Genomic DNA, 17197 nt, shown 5'->3' on the forward strand with positions numbered 1-17197 from the left:
TAGTAGCCATGTACTCTATTCGACATGAGCAAGGGTTTTCCCGGCCCCTCGGCCGGATTTCTGGTGTGGCGGCTCGCCAACAAGTGGCGGGTCGCGGTCGACCGCGCGGTGGGGCCGCTGGGCCTCACCCACGCGCAGTACTCGCTGGTCGCGTCGCTGTACGGCATGCGGCGCACCGGCGAGCGGCCCAGTCAGCGACAGCTCGCCGACCACACCGGCATGGAGGCGCTGTACGTCTCGAAGCTGGCCCGCTCCCTGGAGTCGGCCGGCCTGATCGAGCGCACCCGCGACCCCCGCGACCCGCGCGCCGTCCAGCTCTCCCTCACCGAGGAGGGCGTGACCGTCACGCGGCAGGCCGTCGACGTGGTCCAGGACCTCCTGGAACAGCTCCTCGAACCGCTGGGGGGACGGGGCGGGGCGCGGACCCACGCGTTCACCGAGGAGCTGAGGACCCTGCTCGACGTCCCTCTCCTCCCGCCCGCACCGGGGACACCACCGGCACGACCGCAGACCCGACCGCAGACCTGACCGCGGACCCGGCCGCAGATTCGGCCGCGGACCCGGCCGCGGACCCGACCACCGGCACTTCCACCGGCCCGAGCGCCGGCACGACCACTCAGGGGCAACACCATGAGCACGACCACCACCACCGCAGCCGCCGCGCCCGCCGACGCCCGCATGCTCGGCCTGGCCCACTACGCCGCCCGGGGCCTGCTGGAGCATGTCCTGGCCCGGCACGGCGCCACCTTCCTGGAGCAGGTCACGCTCCGCACGGCCGTCACCGCGGGGGCGCCGCTCAGCCAGGAGGAGCTGGTCGCCGGGGTCCGCGCCTCCCTGAAGGGCTCCCCCGCCGACACCCTCGCGGCACTCGCCTCCCTGCGGGCGAAGGGCCTCCTCGTCGCCGACGGCCCCCGCCTTCTCCCCACCGACGCCGGCCGCGAGCTGCTCGCCGCCGTGGGCGCCGAGACCGCGCCCGTCTCCGCCCGCGTCTGGGCCGACATCCCGGAGGAGGACCTGGCGGCCGCCGGCCGCGTCCTCGCCCTCGTCGCCGAACGCGCCGACCGGGAACTCGCCGCGCTGGAGCGCGCGGCGGCGGAGAGCCCGACGCCGGAGAGCTGACGGCCGGGGAGTTGACGGCCGGTGAGCCGAGGGCCGGTGAGCCGGCGGCCGGAGAGCCGAGGGTCGGCGAGCTGGCGGCCGGAGAGCCGAAGGTCGGCAAGCTGGCGGCCGGAGAGCCGAAGGTCGGCGAGCTGGCGGCCGGAGAGCCGAAGGTCGGCGAGCTGGCGGCCGGACGGTCGAGGGCCCGGGAGCCGATGGCCTTGAGCTGGGCGCCGGGCAGTCGGGCGCTGGAGAGCCGGCCGTCGGCGCCGGACGGCGGCCGGCCCTGTGCCGGTGCCGGAACTGTGGGCTCCGTCACGGTCGTTCGGCGGACGGGGATGATGGGGTCGGCCGCATGACGCTCCTCGTGCTGCTCGTCCTCCTGCCCGTCGTCGGCATCGGATTCGCCGGATACGGTTTCGGCCGGCTCGGGCGGACCGGCGTGCGGCGGGCCGACCGGGAGACCCGGCTGCGGTGCGGGGCCGCGCTGGCGGTGGCCGCCGCCGTGGGGCTGTACACCTGGGGGCTGTTCCTCGTCGGCCTGGCGGTGCTCGACACGGACGACAGCGGCACCGACGCCTTCCCCGCCCGCCCGTGCCGGGTGGCGGGCGAGCCCGGCGCCGCCGCCGATGTGGTGGGCCACCGGGTCGCGTACCTGCCGCCCCGGTACGTGTGCGAGCTCAGCGGCGGCGGGAGCCGCGCGACCGACGACGGTCCCGGTTACGTGGGTCCGGGGGTGCTGGTGCTCGCAGGCGTCGCGGCCGTCTGTCTCGTCCTCGCGGAGACCGGGCCGGCGCCCTCGGCCCGGAAGACCTCCAGCGGGTGACCCAGCCGGGCGGCCAGCTCCAGCGCCTCGCCGAGTCCCGCGTCCGGCCCGTCCAGGCGGACCGCGGCGAGACCCGCCGGCGGGCCGCCCGCCTGGAACAGGGCCGCCCACTGCCGCCGCTCCAGCGCCAGATACCGCAGTCCCGGCAGCGCGGCGAGGACCGCGGGGTCGGCGAGCGGGACCGCGCTCAGGTCGAGGCCGCACAGGGCGGGGAGCGTACGGAGCGGGGCCAGGTCCACGGGGGCGTCGGCGCCGGTCAGGCGGAGCGCGCGGAGCCGGGGATGGCCGGCCAGCGGGGCGAGGGCGGTGCCGGTGACGGCGGTGGTCAGCGATTCGACCGGGGTCTCCCGCAGCGGCGCGAGGTCCCGCGCGGCCGCGCCGCCGTACAGGCCCACCTGGCGCAGCGCGGGGGCGCCCGCGAGGGCGGCGAGGTCGACCGGGCCGTCCTCCTGGCCGTGGTGCAGGACTTCCTGGACCTCCGGGCCGGGGCGGTCCCCCACCGCCCCGGGGCGCGGCGGGCGCGCGGCGCCCCGGAGACCGCTGTCGAGCCAGACGTTCCCGTCCTCGACCTCGTACGCGCCCCGCTCCAGCTCGGCGAGCACGCGCCGCAGCAGCTCCGTGACCGACTCCGCGAGGTACGCGGCGCCGTGGGCGTGGTCGCGGCCGATGCCGATGACCTGCCCCGGGTGGCCGCGCCGGGCCGGAGCCAGGTCCACCGCCACGTAATTGCCGTCCTCGCCGGTGAGGAACGGGATCCTGGTCGGGTCGCCGGTGCAGCGCCGCACCCGCCCCGGCGGATCGGCGTCGAGGATCACCGCGTTCCACGCCAGGCTCCAGCCCGTCCAGTCCGGCCGCCGCTGGTGCCCGTGCACGGCGACCACCCGGTCGAGGCTGAGCCAGCCGCCCTCGCCCAGGAGCCAGCGGTGCGGGCCGTCGGCGCTGTCGCCGTCGGCGAGGGCGTACAGGGCGCGGAGGTCGGCGGGCAGCCGGGCGCCGAGCCGCCGCTCCGCCGCCGCGATCGCGCTCTCGGTGGCGGGCGCGGGCAGCGGCTCGGGGCCGCCGAGGAGCCCGGCCCGGCGCGCCGTGATCGCGCGGAACAGCGCGACCGCCTCCGCCGGGTCCCCGGCCGGTGGCGCCGTGCCGGTCTCCTCCTCGCCCCCGGGCTCGGGCAGCCGGGCGTCCGGGTCCAGGACGATCAGATAGCCGCCCGGGCCTCCTCTGACACCCGTGCCGGGGGTGACGACGAGGCGGTACGCCCCTCCCGGCGCGCACACGAGTTCGCCCGTGCCGCCCGGGGGCCCGCCCGGCGCCCTCAGCACCCGGGCCGGTGCGGCGATCGAGCTGTACGCCCCACGGCCCGTCATGGGCTGCCAGGGGCCGTCCCCCGTCCTGAACTCGCCCCTGTGTCCGAGGCTGTGGTCGTCCTCCGTCCAGGTCAGCCGCGCCTCGGTCCAGCCCTCCGGCGCCGACTGGAGAAACCCCTCGACGAGTTCCTCCGCCGCCCGCTCCCGCTCCGCCCTCACAGCGCCTTCCCTCCACGTCCGCCCCGCGACGTCCCGCGTCCGTCCTCGCCGTCGATCGTGACACCCGGCACCGACAACGCCCCTCCCGGCCCACGTCACAACGGCCGCGGCGGGCCCGTCAGTACGGTGACGGAACCTGACGGGAAGTGGGACCCCATGCACGACGACGCTGTGGTGACCGCGCTCTGCGCGCGGTTCGACGCCGACGAGGAACGGCTGCGGGGCGTCGCCCTGCGACTGCTCGGCGCGGAGGCGGAACGGGAGGCGGAGGCCGCGCTCGAACGGGTGCGGGCCGAACTGGCCACGGGTGCCCCGGAGATGGCGCGGCTCTGGCTGACGGCGCTGGTCGCCCGTGACTGCCTCGCCGCCACCGCGCGGCCGCGCACGGCGGCGGAGTCGGGCCGGCCGGAGCCGGTCGCGGAGGCCCTGGACGAGAGTGTCCTCCTGGGCTTCCTCGGCGTACTGGACCGGCTCGGGGCCCGGCAGCGGCTCGCGTACCTCCTCCACGACGTCTTCGGGCTCGCCCCCGCCGAGACCGCCCGGGTCATGGGCGGCACCGCCACCGAGGCCGCTCGCGGGGCACGCCGGGCGCGAGAGCGGCTGAGGGGCGGCGGCGCGGCGAGCGCGGGCGCGGGCGCAGGCGCGTGCGACGATCCGGTGCGGCAGCGGACGCTCGTGGACGCCTTCCTGGCCGCCGCACGCGCGCGTGACGCCGTCACGCTCGCCGCGATGCTCGACCCGGAGGCCGTCGTGTACACGGAGGGGGGCCCGGTGCACGGAGCCGCGGCCGTCGCGGCTGCCGCCGCGGCCGCCCTGCCTGGCCCACCCGGGGCCGTGATCCGGCCGGCGCTGGTCGAGGGGGCCGCCGGACTCGTCGCGTACGCGGCCGGGACTCCCGTCGCGGCGGTGGCGTTCACCTTCCGCCGCGAGCGGATCGTCGGTCTCGACATCACCACCGAGGCGGAGCGCCTTCGCGCTCTGGAACTGGTCTTCCCGGAGGTGTGAGGGCCCGGAATTCCGAATCCAGGATCCTGGATCCAAGACCTTGGATCCAGGAGGTTGGATCCAGGAGGTTGGATCCAAGACCCTGGAGCCAGGAGATTGGATCCAAGACGCTGGATCCAGGAGGTTGGGTCCCGAGTATTGGATCCACGATCCTGGATCCAGGCCGCGCCGGCGCTCCCCTCCAGTCCCCTCCCTGACCGTCAGCGTCTGACGGCCCGGAGCACCACGAACTTCGGTTCGCTCGCGACGAGTTCGCTGTTGCCGAAGATGCGGCGGAGGGTGACGTGGTAGCCGAGGTGGCGGTTGCCCACGACCCACAGTTCGCCGCCGGGGCGCAGCGCGCGCCGGGCGTCGGAGAACATCCGGCGGGCGGTGCGGTCGGTGGTGGCCTGGTGGCTGTGGAAGGGCGGGTTGTTGAGGACGAGGTCGAGGGAGCCGGCGGGGACGTCCGCGAGCCCGTCGCCCACCGTGAACTCGGCCTTGCGGCCGTCGCCCGCGTGGGCGTGGAAGTTCTCCTCGGCGGAGGCGACGGCCTGGTACGACTCGTCGGTGAAGAGCAGTTCGGCGTCGGGTTCGGCGAGTGCCACCGCGAGGCCGACGACGCCGTTGCCGCAGCCGAGGTCGGCGACGCGGGCGTGGCCGATTCCGGTCGGCAGGTGGCCGAGGAGGAAGCGGGTGCCGATGTCGAGGCGGTCGGCGCAGAACACGCCCGCGTGGTTGGTGACCGTGCGGCCGGCGAGGACGGGCGCGGGGGTGTCGGCCGGGAGGGCGTACCGGTGGGGCCACGGGTTGGGCCCGGGTGCGGCGGACGGGTCGGGGGTGGTGTGGATCAGCCGGGCCTTCTTCACCGCGAGCGAGGTGCGGGTGGGGCCGAGGATCCGCTCGAAGAGGGTCAGGGTGGAGGTGTGGATCTCCTTGACCATGCCGGTGCCGACGATCACCGTGCCCTCGTGGACGGCGGGGGCGAGCCGGTGCAGCTGGTCCTCCAGGAGCGCGAGGCTCTTGGGGACGCGGACGAGGAGGACGTCGATCCGCGCGGGCGGCGGGTCCTGGGTGGTGAGGAGGCGGACGGCGCCGGGCGCGGCGCCGGCGCGCGCGAGGTTGGCGCGGGTGGCCTGCCGGCCGAGGTATGAGTCGGAGATCTGGACGAGCGCCGTGCCTGCGGCCTCTCCCGCAGCTCCGGTCACTCCCCCGGCACCGGCCCCTGCACCAGCGCCCGCGCCCGCCCCGGCGGTCGACAGCGCGGTGACGAGGGCGCCCCAGCGGTCGCCGAGGACGGCGACGGTGCCGGAGAGGTCGGTGCCGGTCTCGGCGAGGTGGTTCAGCAGGTACTCGTCGGCCGCGTCCCAGGCGCGCAGCGGGTCGCGCGGGTCCTCGGGGTGGCGGGTGAGCGTGACGTCGCCCCATGACGTGGTCAAACGGTTCATCGTGTCCCCAGGCTAGCCGCTCCGCCGCCGCCGGCCCGCCGGTCCCCGCCGGTCAGCTCGGGTCCCCCCGCCGGTCGGCTGCGCTCAGCGCAGCGCGGGCGCGTCCAGGTGGAGGTGCCAGGCGCCGGGGCGGCCGACGAGGGTGACGGTGGAGAGGGGGCGGACGTCGACGCTCCAGTAGGTGGCGGGGGCGGCCCGGAGGGCGTAGACGAGGGCGGCGCGGACGACGGACGGTTCGGCGACGGCGACGACCGTGACGTCGGCGGCGGTGAGATCGTCGGCGGGGCGGGTGTCGAGCCAGCCGCCTATGCGGGAGATGAAGGCGAGGAGGGGTTCGCCGCCGTGCGGGGCGGAACGGGCGTCGGCGAGCCAGGCGTCGACGGCGGCCGGTTCGAGGGCGGCGACCTCGGCGAGGGTGAGCCCGCGCCAGCGGCCCATGTCGCAGTCCCGGAGGGCAGGCTGGGCGAGCGGCGCGTAGCCGAGGGCGGTGCCGGTGGCGCGGCTGCGCGGGGTCGGGGAGCAGTAGCGGAGTTCGGCCGCGCCGAGGCCGAGGAGCGCGGGCGCGGCTTGCTGCACCTCGTACCAGCCGGCCTCGTCGAGCGGCCGGTCGTCGTCGAAGCGTTCGGCGAGCAGGGAGGAACTGCGCGCCGCCGCGACCAGCGTGACCCGAAGACCCATGGCCGCGATCGTGAGGCCGGTGGGGCGCCGGGTCAAGGGGCGGGTACGGGGGACCGGGAGGCCCCGGTTCACTGCTGTCCGAGAGCCATCCACTTGTCCGGATTCCGCAGTGGCGTGAAGCCGACCTTCTCGTAGACGCCGTGGGCGTCGGCGGTGGCGAGCATGATCCGGCGGAGCCCGTACGGCTCCAGGTGGTCGCGGACGGCGACGACGAGTGCGGTGCCGAGGCCGGTACCGCGCGCCGGCCGGTCGACGTAGACGTCGCAGAGCCAGGCGAAGGTGGCGTAGTCGGTGACCACGCGCGCGTAGGCGGCGATCTCGCCGGTGTCGCGGTGGTAGGCGCCGAAGTTGAGCGAGCCGGCGATGGCCCGGTCCTGCTTCTCCCGAGGCCGGCCGAGGGCCCAGTACGCGTCCGTGGAGAGCCAGTGGTGGACGCGGGCGGGGTCGAGGCGGGCCGGGTCGGCCGAGATCTCGTACGTCCCGTGGAGGACGACGGCTTCGGCGGCGGGTACGGCGCTGGTGGTCTCGCTCATGGCCGCAGGATGCCAGCGGGCCGGGCAGGTGTCAGGCGGGTTTCCGGGCCGGCCCGCCGCGTACGTGTCAGCCCGGCCCACCCCGCCCCGCCCCGCCGCGTACGTGTCAGCCCGGCCCACCCCGTACGCCGGCCCCGCTCCGCCGCGTACGTGTCAGCCCGGCCCACCCCGTACGCCCGCCCCGTGTCAGCGAAGGAGTTCGTCCATGGCGGTTCTGAGCCTGCGGACGCCCTCGGCGATCTCCGTGGGGCCGGCGACACCCGCGAAACTCAGCCGGATGTGGCCGGCCGGGGGCTCGGCGCAGAAGTAGGGCCTGCCGGGTGCCGCGGAGACGCCCGCGCGGAGGGCGGCGGCGACGAGGGCGGCTTCGGGGAGGGTGTCGGGGAGGCGGAGCCAGAGGTGGTAGCCGCCGGAGGGCACCTGGGGCAGGGCGAGTTCGGGGAGGCGGAGGGCGACGGCGGCGGTCAGGGTGTCGCGACGGGTCTTCAGCTCCTGCGAGACGGTCCGCAGGTGGCGGGGCCAGGCCGGGGAGCCGACGAGTTCGAGGGCGGCCTCCTGGAGGGGGCGGGGGACGAAGAAGCTGTCGACGACCTGGATGGCGCGGAGGCGTTCCAGGACCGGGCCGCGGGCCGCGAGCGCGCCGACGCGGAGACTGGCCGAGGTGATCTTGGTGAGCGAGCAGACGTGGACGACGACGCCGTCGGGGTCGTCGGCGGCGAGCGGCGGCGGGAGCGGTGCCGCGTCCTCGTGGACGAGCCGGCGGGCGAAGTCGTCCTCGACGACGAAGGCCCCGGCGGCGCGGGCGATGCGGACGACCTCGCGGCGGCGGTCGGGCGGGAGGAGGGCGCCGGTGGGGTTCTGGAAGAGCGGCTGGCAGACCAGGACCCGGGCGCCGGTCGCGCGGAAGGCCGCTTCGAGGAGGTCGGGGCGGATCCCGTCGGCGTCGGTGGGCACCGGCACCGGGCGGAGTCCGGCGGCGCGGGCGACGGCGAGCATGCCGGGGTACGTGGGCGACTCGACGAGCACGGGTGTGCCGGGCGCGGCGAGGGCGCGCAGGGCGGTGGTGAGGGCGGACTGACCGCCGGCGGTGATGAGGATCTCGGCGCCGGTGACGCCGCCGCCGATCTCGCGGGCGAACCATTCGCGGAGTTCGGTGAGGCCGTCGGTGGGCGGGCGGCCCCAGGCACCGGGGCGGCGGCCGGCCCGGGCGAGGGCGGCGGAGAGGGCCCGCTCGGGCTGGAGCGACGGGTGGAGGTAGCCGCCGTTGAACTCGACGACGCCGGGCGGGGGCGCGGCGAGGGTGACGAGGACGCCGGAGGCGTCCACGGCGCGGGGGACGAGTTCGGCGGCGGCGTCGGCGCTGAGGGCCAGCTGCTGCCAGGAGGTGTCGCCCGTCGCGGCGGCGGCACGGGCCTCGGCCTTGAAGGCGCCGGCGCCGGGGCGGGTGACGACGAGCCCTTCGGCGGCGAGCTGGGCGAGGGCGCGGGTGACCGTCACCGGGGAGACCCGGTAGCGCTCGACCAGGGTCCGGCTCGACGGCAGCTTTCCACCTGGGGAGTAGCGGTCGAGCTCCGCTTTCAGGGATTTCGCCAGTTCGGCCACGCTGCTACGCTCATGCATGAGAGCACAGAATAGCGCTACTGCGTCGACGACGATAGCGGTCGGCACCCCGGCGGGAAGCACCGCGAGGTCCGCCGCCGAGTCCGCAGCGAGGTCCTCCGCCGGCACCGCCCCCGCCGACGCCCGGGGCACGCTGCTCGCCCTCCTCGGCGTGGTCGCCTTCTCGCTGACCTTCCCGTCGACGGTGTGGGGCCTGGAGAGCTTCGGCCCCTGGTCCCTGGTGGCGGTCCGCTCCACCCTCGCCGCGCTGATCGCGGGCGCCTTCCTGCTGCGGGGCCGTGTGCCGCTGCCCGAGCGCCGCCACTGGGCCGGGCTCGCCGTGGTCGCGGGCGGGGTGGTCATCGGCTTCCCGCTGCTCACCACGCTCGCCCTCCAGACGTCGACGACCTCGCACGCCGCCGTGGTCGTCGGCCTGCTGCCGCTCACCACGGCCGCCTTCGCCGCCGTACGGACCGGCCGCCGCCCGTCCCGCACCTTCTGGATCGCGGCCCTCGCCGGCGCCGGCGTCGTCATCGCCTTCACCGTCCAGCAGAGCGGTGGCGCGCTCTCGACGGGCGACCTCTACCTCTTCGGCGCGCTGCTCGTCTGCGCCGCCGGCTACACCGAGGGCGGGCGGCTCGCCCGGCTCATGCCGGGCTGGCAGGTCATCGGCTGGGCGCTGGTGCTCTGCCTGCCGCTGATGGTCCCGGCCTCCGCGGTGGCGCTCGCCCTCGAACCGGCGCACCTCACCGCCCACGGCGTGATCGGCCTGGTCTGGGTGGCGGCCGGCTCCACCTTCTTCGGCCTGTACGTCTGGTACCGGGGCATGGCCTCGATCGGCATCCCGCGCGCCAGCCAGCTCCAGCTCGCCCAGCCGCTGCTCACGCTGGTGTGGTCGGTCCTCCTGCTCGGCGAGTCCCTGCCGCCGGCCGCGCCGGTCGCCGCCGTCGGCGTGCTGGTGTGCATCGCGGTCACCCAGCGCGCCAAGGGCTGACGCGACGGGCGGCCATGACCTGCGTCACAATGGCAGGCAGAGGCCCTACGCGCGCGAGGAGGTCCCGCGATGCAGGCGAGTGTGGGCGACAAACTGCTGGTACACGGCCGTACGGTCGGTCAGCACGACCGTACGGCCGAGGTCATCCAGGTACTGGGGGAGAACGGCACTCCCCCGTACCGGGTCAAGTACGACGACGACGGTCACGAGGCCCTGATGTCGCCCGGCCCCGACACCGTCGTCCGCCACCCGGGACAGCGGCGCTAGCCGAAAAGGCGCCGGCCACGACAGCGCCACCCGCAGCGCCACCCGCGACAGCGGCGCCTGCCGGGCACAGCGGCGGCGCTAGCCGTTCGCCGGCCGGGCGGGCCGCCGGGCGGACCCGTCCGGCGGCGGGTAGTGGTCGGCCACGGCCGTGGCGAAGGCCCCGATCCGGTCCTCGGCGACCTCCTTCGCCGCGAAGAAGCAGTGCCCGCCGACGCCCGGCCGCCCCGCGGCGAGCGCGAGGTGCCGTGACAGTTCCTCCGGGTCCTGCCACGCCGCCGGCTGCGCGGGGTCGCCCGCCTTGTACAGCGCCTCGCCGATCCGGAGCCGGACGCCCGTCCCCCGTACCGCCGCCTCCCACCAGTCGAGGAGCGTGGCGTAGTCGGTGGACGGGTGGCCGACGTGCCAGTACAACTGCGGCACCACGTGGTCGATCCAGCCCTCCCTGACCCACTTGCGGGTGTCCGCGTACAGGTCGTCATAGGTCGCCAGGCCGCCCGCGGTGTCGGAGCCCTCGGGGTCGTCGGCGCCGTTGCGCCACACCCCGAACGGGCTGACGCCGAAGGCCACGCCGGGTTTGGTCTCCCTGACGCGCGCGGACATCTCCGAGACCAGCAGATCGGTGTTGTGCCGCCGCCAGTCCGCGCGGTCGGGGAAGTCCGCGCCGTGGCGGGCGTACGAGGCGTCGTCCGCGAAGCGCTCCCCCGCCACCGGGTACGGGTAGAAGTAGTCGTCCCAGTGGACCGCGTCGATGTCGTAGCGGCGCACCGCGTCGAGCATGGCGTCCTGGACGAACCGCCGGACCTCGGGCAGGCCCGGGTCGTAGTACAGCCTGCCGCCGTAGGGCACGGTCCAGCCGGGGTGGCGCCGGGCCGGATGGGAGGCGGTGAGCCGCTCCGGATCCGTGTGATTCGCCACTCGGTACGGGTTGAACCAGGCGTGCAGTTCGAGGCCCCGCGCGTGGGCCTCCGCGACGGCCGTGCCCAGCGGGTCCCAGCCGGGATCCTTGCCCTGCGTGCCGGTGAGGCACTCGGCCCAGGGCTCGTGCGGCGAGGGCCACAGGGCGTCGGCCGTGGGCCGCACCTGGAGCACGACGGCGGTGAGCCGGCGGTCCACCGCCCGGTCCAGGTGGGCCAGCAGCTCGGCCCGCTGCGCGGCGGCCGAAAGACCGCTGCGCGACGGCCAGTCGCGGTTGAAGACGGTCGCCACCCACATGCCGCGGAAGGCGTACGGATCCGCGGCCCGCGCCCCTTCCCGCGCGCGTTCCGGCTCCCGCTCCCGCCGCGCCGCCGACGGCGTCCCGGCGGCGGCCCCGGAGTCCCCCGCCCCCAGAGCGGCGAATACCGCTCCCGTGGCGGTCGTCACAAACCCTCTTCTCCCGATAGGCCGCACTTGTACCTCTCCGCTGTCGGATACGTCACAACGCCTGCGGACAGCATGCCCGTCCCGACCGATCGATCATCGCGCGATTCGGAGTAACGTCATGGGGTCGAGGCGTGCGCACCGGAATCACACGGGGGCCCGCCGCCAGAGAAGAGCGAAAGGCACGAGGTGACGGACTCCATGGCCGACATTGAGCGCGTCGGAGTGGTGGGCTGCGGCCAGATGGGCGCGGGCATCGCAGAGGTGTGTGCCCGGAGCGGTCTCGAGGTGAAGGTCGCCGAGACCACCGGCGAGGCGCTGGAGATCGGCCGCACCCGGCTGCTGAACTCGCTGACCAAGGCCGCCGAACGCGGCAAGATCAGCGAGGAGGAGCGGGACGCGGCCCTCGCGAAGCTGTCCTTCACGACCGACCTGGGCGAGTTCGCCGACCGTGACCTCGTGATCGAGGCGGTCGTCGAGAACGAGCAGGTCAAGACCGAGATCTTCCAGGTCCTCGACCAGGTCCTGACCCGGCCCGACGCCATCCTGGCCTCGAACACCTCCTCGATCCCGCTGGTGAAGCTGGCCGTGGCGACCTCCCGCCCCGACCACGTCATCGGCATCCACTTCTTCAACCCGGCCCCGGTGCAGAAGCTCGTCGAGCTGATCCCGGCCCTCACCACCTCCGAGGGCACCATCAGCCGGGCGCAGGCGTTCGCCGAGAAGCTGCTCGGCAAGCACGCGATCCGCGCCCAGGACCGCTCCGGCTTCGTCGTCAACGCGCTGCTCGTCCCGTACCTGCTCTCGGCGATCCGGATGTTCGAGTCGGGCATCGCGAGCCGCGAGGACATCGACAACGGCATGGAGTACGGCTGCGCCCACCCCATGGGCCCGCTGAAGCTCTCGGACCTGATCGGCCTCGACACGATCGCCTCGATCGCCGACTCCATGTACTCCGAGTTCAAGGAGCCGCTGTACGCCGCTCCCCCGCTGCTCCAGCGGATGGTCGACGCGGGCCGGCTCGGCCGCAAGACGGGCTCCGGCTTCTACGTCTACCCCTGACGCCACGGCGTCCCACGAATGTCGCTCTCCGCGACCGGAACGGCCCGTACCCCCGCACAGGTACGGGCCGTTCGCCTTTCCCGTGCCCCGGCTCTCAGCCGAGCCGCAGGTGGTGCAGCATCAGCAGGCCGGCCGCCATGTTCGCGGCCGGGATCTCGCCCCGGGCGATCAGCTCCGGGACCTCCTTCAGCGGCACCCAGGCGCGCCGCGAGGACTCGAAGCCGTCCACCGGCGGTCCGGTCCAGTCGGCCCGGTCGGCCCAGTAGAGGTGGTGCCGGGCGTCGCTGAGCCCGTTGGAGGGCTCGACGGTGAGGAGGTGGCGCAGCGGCCCCGGCCGCCAGCCGGTCTCCTCCTCCATCTCGCGGGCGGCGGCGGCCTCGGGGGTCTCGCCGTCCTCGACGACGCCGGCGGCCAGCTCCCAGCCCCAGCTGTCGGTGATGAAGCGGTGGCGCCAGAGCATCAGGACCTCGTCGGCGTCGTTCACGACGGTGGCGACGGCGACGGGGCGGAGTCGGATCAGATAGTGGTCGAGGTGGCGGCCGTCCGGGAGTTCGACGTCCGCGAGGTTCACTCGGAACCAACGGTTTTCATAGACGGAGCGTTCACTCAGTTTCGTCCACTGCACGTTCTTGCCACCTTCCGACTGGTAGGCGCGTGTTCGGTGGCAATATCGCATCAGTTCGACGGTCAGAGCGGAACGCGCAACGCCCCGTCGATCAACTCCGCCGCCTTCCGGGCGTCCCCCGCGTCACTGGCGAGGAGATGCTCCCGGGCCTGCCGCAGCCGGTCCCTCAGCCGCCGGGACTCCATCCCGCGCGCCCGCTCGGTCATCTCGACCGCCGTCCGCGCCGCCGAGTCCGCCTCGCCCTGCCGCAGTTCGACCTGGCAGAGCAGCGCGAGCCGGTGCACCCGGCCCCGGTCGTGCGAGGGCGTGCCCACCGCGCGCGCCGCGTGTTCGTACGCCCCCGCGAGATCACCCAGACTGAGGAGGGCTTCCGCCACCTGTACGTTGACGAGGCCCGGTTGCACGTACCCGGTCTCTGCCGGCTCCGCCGCCGGCGCGATCCGGTCGGCCGCCGTCTCGGCCCGCCGGATGCAGTCGAGCGCCGCCGCCCCGTCCCCCAGCCGGGCGTACGCCTTCGCCTGCATCGCCCGCAGATCGGCCGCGAGCGCCGGGGTGATGGTCCCGTCCGAGGCCCGCAGCGCCGCCTCGGCGAACGCCACCGCCTGCCGGAACTCCCCGAGGAGCAGCGACTGGTTGACCATCAGCGCGATCACATAGGCCCCGAACGCCCGGTCCCCGCTGGCCTTCGCCAGCCGCAGCGCCTGCTGGAAGTAGCGCTGCGCGAGCCCGTGCGCGTCGGCGTCGTAGGCGCAGATCCCGGCCACCGCGACCAGTCCCCCGGTGGCCCGGTGCAGCGAGCGCCCCAGCGCGTCGCTGTAGGAGCCGCGCAGCCGGGGCGCGGCCTCGGTCGTGAGGAAGCCGACGATCCGGGCGCGGGTCGCGATGCCGCCGGCCTTGCGGTACATCTGCTCGTAGTGCGCGCGGGCCGCCCGGAGCAGGGCGATGTCGGCCGGCTCCACCCGGGTCAGACCGGTCCGGGAGACGTCGGTGTCCTCCGGCGGGTTCTCCCACTCCCACACCGGCATCACCGCCGGGGTGCCGGTCACCGCGGGAGCGGCCGCGAGGAACGGGCGCTGCTGCTCGTCCGAGCGCCACAGCGCGGTGGCCCGGTCGACGAAGCCGGAGAGCGGGGTGCCGGGCGACGCGGGCGGACCTCCGCCGGGCACGCCGAGCCCGATGTCGTCGAGGGTGACGGGCCTGCCGAGCCGGGCGGCGAGCACCTCGCAGATCAGGTCGGGCACCTGGCCGCGCGGCCGCTGGCCCTTCAACCACCGCGCCACCGCGGTGTGTTCGTACCGCAGGGCAAGGCCCCTGGCCCGTCCGGCCCGGTTCACACGGTCGGCGAGCCCGGCGTTGGAGACGCCCGCCTCGTCCAGGAGGGCGTCGAGCAGGGTGTTGGGCTGCATGGCCCCTCCGGTCGCTCGGTGAACTCAGCGTAGCGGTGGCCGAATTCGTACGGTGCGATTTCGCACGGGGTGTGAATGAAGTACCCGTTGTTCCGGTCCACGCGCGCTGCCGCCGGTGGAGCCGTACCGCTTGACTGGGCTCCTCGCCGGCAAGGCGAGAGACCGGGCCGCCGGCTCCCCCTCGTACAGTGCGGCCGCCCGGTCCGCGCCGCCCGCCCCGCTGATCTGCCCGACACTCCGTGGCGGGGCGGGCGGCGCCCGTATCTCCGGTCCCTCCGCTCAGCAGTGGGTGGAGGGAGCGGGCCGGGGACGGCGCAGCCCGGGTTCGGCGGGCTGCGCCGGTACGCGGACGCGGTCGTTGCGGACGACGAGCAGGGCCACGTCGTCGTCGAGCCGGCCGCCGGTGTGGTGCAGCAGCGCCTCGTGCGTCTGCCGGACGACGGTCCCGGGCGGCCGTCCCGCGCTCCGGGCCAGCGCCGCTTCCAGGCCGAAGAAGCGCCCGCGCCGGTCCCGCGCCTCCTCCGCCCCGTCGGTGTGCAGCACCAGCGTCTCGCCGGGCAGCAGCCGGGCGGCGGTGTACGGGACGAGGACGGCCGGCAGCGGCAGCACGCCGAGCGGTGGCAGCGGCTCGCCCACCGGCAGCCGCTCCACCCCCGCGCCGATCCGGTACGGGGCGGGGTGACCGCAGTCGAGGACGGCGAGCCGCCCGTCGGCGCGGACCTCCAGGAGCAGCAGCGTCACGAACTCCTCGGCCACCGGGTGCTCCGGCTCGCCCCCGCCGCCGGCCGGGTGCTCCGCGCGGGCCCGCTCCCGCAGGTGCCGCTGGAGCGCCCGTTCGAGACGGCGCAGCACGCCGCCGAGCTCGGGCTCGTCGTGGGCCGCCTCGCGGAAGCTCCCCAGCACCGCGACGACCGCGCCCAGGGCGGCGAGCCCGTGACCGCGCACGTCCCCGACGACGATCCGCACCCCGAACGGCGTCGCCACCGCCTCGTACAGGTCTCCGCCCACCGAGGCGTCCCGGGTGGCCGACAACTGGCCCGCGGCCAGGGCGAGTCCGTCGAGCCGGGCGGGCGGCGGGCGGAGCAGCACCCGCTGTGTCGCCTCCGCGACGGCCCGCACCCGCGCCGGCTCCCGCCGCAGCTGCCGGCGCACGCCGAGCACCAGGCCCGTGCCGACGGTCAGGAAGACGATGCTGGTGGCGATCCGCATCGGCAGCCCCGGCTGCCGGGCCAGCGGGCACCCGAACTTCCACGCCACCGCGACCGCGCCCCAGCCGACGGGGAGCGCGAGCGGGGCCGACCGGCGGAGCCGGGAGGCGAGGGCGGTGCCGGTGGCGCTCGAACGGAGGCGGTGTGCACGGCTGGTACGGATCATGTACGGCCCTTCCCGAGCCCCCGGCAGCACCCTGGGGTCCTGCGGCGCACAGGCCCGCCCCTGTGGCCGCGTCGATTCTGCCGACCGTACGGACCACGGGGGAACAGCCGCCGTCGATCTCACCCGAAGGAGTGAGCGCCCCCGGCGCGCCGCCCCGCGCCGGACCCGCGCCACCCGCACAGACGCGGGAGGTCCGCACGGGTGACCAGACAAGGGGCGCGCGGCCGTCAGGCGTGCGCCGCCTCGCGCCGCTCCGCGACGCTCCCGGAGCGCGGGTGCGTCACCAGGTGGCGTACGACGTACTCGGCGTCCCGGCCCGCGCCGCCGACGAGCATGGAGGAGAAGGCGTACTGGAAGGCGAGGCCGACGAAGTACAGACCAGGCGCGGTGTCGACGACTCCGCGGTGCTCCAGGGGCCAGCCGTCGTCGCCCGTGACGGGCAGGTGGATCCAGGAGAAGTCCTGGCGGAAGCCGGTGCACCAGACGACGTTGGCGACGTCGGGGACCCGGCCGCCGTCGAGGACGGGCAGCCCGTCGCGCACGCCGACGGTCCGCTCCGGGACGAGTTCGACCCCGGCGCCGGTGAGGTCGGCCTTCTTGACCCGGATCAGCGGGCCGCCGTGCTTCCTGATGTCGGGGCGCAGCTTCCGGCCGATGGGCGTCCGCAGGTTCAGCACGTGCCGGGCGAGGAACCACAGGACCGGGAAGAGCGCGTGCGCCGCCCGGCCGTGGATGTCGAAGGGGACCTCGCCGTGGATCGGGCCGCTCAGCACCGTCGGGTGGCCGGCCTTCCCGGCCTCGTACGCGATGTCGCCGCCGGAGTGCGAGGCGCCGACCACGAGCACCCCGCCGGGGCTCAGCTGCCCGGGGTTCTTGTAGGCGCTGGAGTGCAGCTGGGTGACGCGCGGGTCGAGCCCGGCGGCGAAGCCGGGGACGTACGGGGTGCGGCCGAAGGTGCCGGAGGCGACGACGACGTGGTCGCAGACGTACGTGGTGGTGCCGGTCTCGACGACGTACCCGCCGTCCGTTTCGGCGAGGCGGGTGACGCGCTCGCCGGTGCGGACCGGCAGGCCGAAGGTCTCGGCGTACGTCTCCAGGAAGTCGGCCATCTCGTCCTTGGTGGGGAAGGACATCGGCGGCGCCGGGAAGCGCATCCCGGGCAGGGCGGCGAGCTTCGCCGGGCTGTACAGCCTCAGTGAGTCCCAGTGGCAGCGCCAGTTGTCGCCGACGCGGGCGCCGCCGTCGAGGACGACGAACGGCCGACGGTGCCGGGCGAGGTGGTAGCCGGTGGCGAGACCGGCCTGACCTGCGCCGATGACGACCGTCTCGATGTGTTCCATCCTGCCGGTGGGGTTCATCGCGGGCCTCCTCGTCCGTGTCCGAGCCCGACTGCTTCCGCACTCCCGACCCTAGGGATCAGC

17 protein-coding genes are annotated in these 17197 nt (G+C 75.3%); 7 read left to right on the forward strand and 10 right to left on the reverse strand.

Going from position 1 to position 17197, the window contains the following annotated elements; translation table 11 throughout:
• Nucleotides 1-24: 24 nt before the first annotated feature.
• From ACIGHB_RS24470 to ACIGHB_RS24480, 3 genes are all read left to right on the forward strand, one after another.
• Nucleotides 25-528: a MarR family winged helix-turn-helix transcriptional regulator gene (locus ACIGHB_RS24470; RefSeq protein WP_399915869.1), complete on the forward strand. Its 504-nt coding sequence runs from the start codon at nt 25-27 to the stop codon at nt 526-528.
• A gap of 102 nt (nt 529-630) precedes the next feature.
• A complete protein-coding gene (locus ACIGHB_RS24475) occupies nt 631-1119 on the forward strand; it encodes a MarR family transcriptional regulator (protein WP_399915871.1) in 489 nt (162 codons plus the stop codon).
• 334 nt (nt 1120-1453) lie between these two features.
• Nucleotides 1454-1924 (forward strand): hypothetical protein, encoded by a 471-nt coding sequence (locus ACIGHB_RS24480; protein WP_399915873.1) that lies wholly within the window; start codon nt 1454-1456, stop codon nt 1922-1924.
• On the opposite strand, the gene ACIGHB_RS24485 is transcribed toward ACIGHB_RS24480, so the two are convergent.
• Complete coding sequence (locus ACIGHB_RS24485) at nt 1819-3447, reverse strand: SMI1/KNR4 family protein (RefSeq protein WP_399915875.1); 1629 nt, start codon at nt 3445-3447, stop codon at nt 1819-1821. The genes ACIGHB_RS24480 and ACIGHB_RS24485 overlap by 106 nt on opposite strands.
• A gap of 156 nt (nt 3448-3603) precedes the next feature.
• On the opposite strand from ACIGHB_RS24485, the gene ACIGHB_RS24490 reads away from it, so the two are divergent.
• Entirely contained in the window at nt 3604-4452 is an 849-nt protein-coding gene (locus tag ACIGHB_RS24490) for a DUF4440 domain-containing protein (protein WP_399915877.1), read from the forward strand.
• A 200-nt stretch (nt 4453-4652) separates the two neighbouring features.
• Here ACIGHB_RS24490 and ACIGHB_RS24495 read toward each other — a convergent pair whose 3' ends face one another.
• The 4 genes from ACIGHB_RS24495 to ACIGHB_RS24510 all read right to left on the reverse strand — a co-directional run bounded on the left by ACIGHB_RS24495 (nt 4653) and on the right by ACIGHB_RS24510 (nt 8710).
• Nucleotides 4653-5879, reverse strand: coding sequence for a methyltransferase (locus ACIGHB_RS24495; protein WP_399915879.1), 1227 nt, complete (start codon nt 5877-5879; stop codon nt 4653-4655).
• A gap of 84 nt (nt 5880-5963) precedes the next feature.
• Entirely contained in the window at nt 5964-6557 is a 594-nt protein-coding gene (locus ACIGHB_RS24500; RefSeq protein ID WP_360315490.1) for a phosphoglycerate mutase family protein, read from the reverse strand.
• A gap of 68 nt (nt 6558-6625) precedes the next feature.
• Nucleotides 6626-7090 (reverse strand): GNAT family N-acetyltransferase, encoded by a 465-nt coding sequence (locus ACIGHB_RS24505; protein ID WP_399915881.1) that lies wholly within the window; start codon nt 7088-7090, stop codon nt 6626-6628.
• Between the two features lie 186 nt (nt 7091-7276).
• A complete protein-coding gene (locus ACIGHB_RS24510) occupies nt 7277-8710 on the reverse strand; it encodes a PLP-dependent aminotransferase family protein (RefSeq protein ID WP_360315494.1) in 1434 nt (477 codons plus the stop codon).
• On the opposite strand from ACIGHB_RS24510, the gene ACIGHB_RS24515 reads away from it, so the two are divergent.
• Together ACIGHB_RS24515 and ACIGHB_RS24520 are read left to right on the forward strand one after the other, a co-directional pair.
• Entirely contained in the window at nt 8709-9683 is a 975-nt protein-coding gene (locus ACIGHB_RS24515; RefSeq protein WP_399915883.1) for a DMT family transporter, read from the forward strand. The two genes, ACIGHB_RS24510 and ACIGHB_RS24515, sit on opposite strands and share 2 nt — an antisense overlap.
• A 69-nt stretch (nt 9684-9752) precedes the next feature.
• The gene (locus tag ACIGHB_RS24520) at nt 9753-9950 is read left to right on the forward strand and encodes a DUF1918 domain-containing protein (RefSeq protein WP_360315498.1); all 198 of its coding nucleotides are present in this window, start codon (nt 9753-9755) and stop codon (nt 9948-9950) included.
• Between the two features lie 78 nt (nt 9951-10028).
• Here ACIGHB_RS24520 and ACIGHB_RS24525 read toward each other — a convergent pair whose 3' ends face one another.
• On the reverse strand, nt 10029-11312 hold the full coding sequence (locus tag ACIGHB_RS24525) for a glycoside hydrolase family 10 protein (RefSeq protein ID WP_399915884.1): 1284 nt from the start codon (nt 11310-11312) through the stop codon (nt 10029-10031).
• 198 nt (nt 11313-11510) lie between these two features.
• Between ACIGHB_RS24525 and ACIGHB_RS24530 the strand changes: the two genes are divergently transcribed.
• The gene (locus ACIGHB_RS24530; RefSeq protein ID WP_360315502.1) at nt 11511-12371 is read left to right on the forward strand and encodes a 3-hydroxybutyryl-CoA dehydrogenase; all 861 of its coding nucleotides are present in this window, start codon (nt 11511-11513) and stop codon (nt 12369-12371) included.
• Between the two features lie 94 nt (nt 12372-12465).
• Here ACIGHB_RS24530 and ACIGHB_RS24535 read toward each other — a convergent pair whose 3' ends face one another.
• The 4 genes from ACIGHB_RS24535 to ACIGHB_RS24550 all read right to left on the reverse strand — a co-directional run bounded on the left by ACIGHB_RS24535 (nt 12466) and on the right by ACIGHB_RS24550 (nt 17134).
• Nucleotides 12466-12996 carry an NUDIX hydrolase gene (locus ACIGHB_RS24535; protein WP_360315504.1) on the reverse strand — a complete coding sequence of 177 codons (531 nt, stop codon included), beginning with the start codon at nt 12994-12996 and terminating at the stop codon, nt 12466-12468.
• A gap of 62 nt (nt 12997-13058) precedes the next feature.
• Nucleotides 13059-14402, reverse strand: a complete 1344-nt coding sequence (locus ACIGHB_RS24540; protein WP_360315506.1) for a transcriptional regulator — start codon at nt 14400-14402, stop codon at nt 13059-13061.
• 279 nt (nt 14403-14681) lie between these two features.
• Nucleotides 14682-15776 carry a PP2C family protein-serine/threonine phosphatase gene (locus ACIGHB_RS24545; RefSeq protein WP_399915888.1) on the reverse strand — a complete coding sequence of 365 codons (1095 nt, stop codon included), beginning with the start codon at nt 15774-15776 and terminating at the stop codon, nt 14682-14684.
• A 227-nt stretch (nt 15777-16003) separates the two neighbouring features.
• On the reverse strand, nt 16004-17134 hold the full coding sequence (locus ACIGHB_RS24550; RefSeq protein WP_399915890.1) for a flavin-containing monooxygenase: 1131 nt from the start codon (nt 17132-17134) through the stop codon (nt 16004-16006).
• Between the last annotated feature and the right edge of the window lie 63 nt (nt 17135-17197).

It is taken from the genome of Streptomyces sp. NPDC085460, assembly GCF_044541975.1.
Lineage (GTDB): Bacteria > Actinomycetota > Actinomycetes > Streptomycetales > Streptomycetaceae > Streptomyces.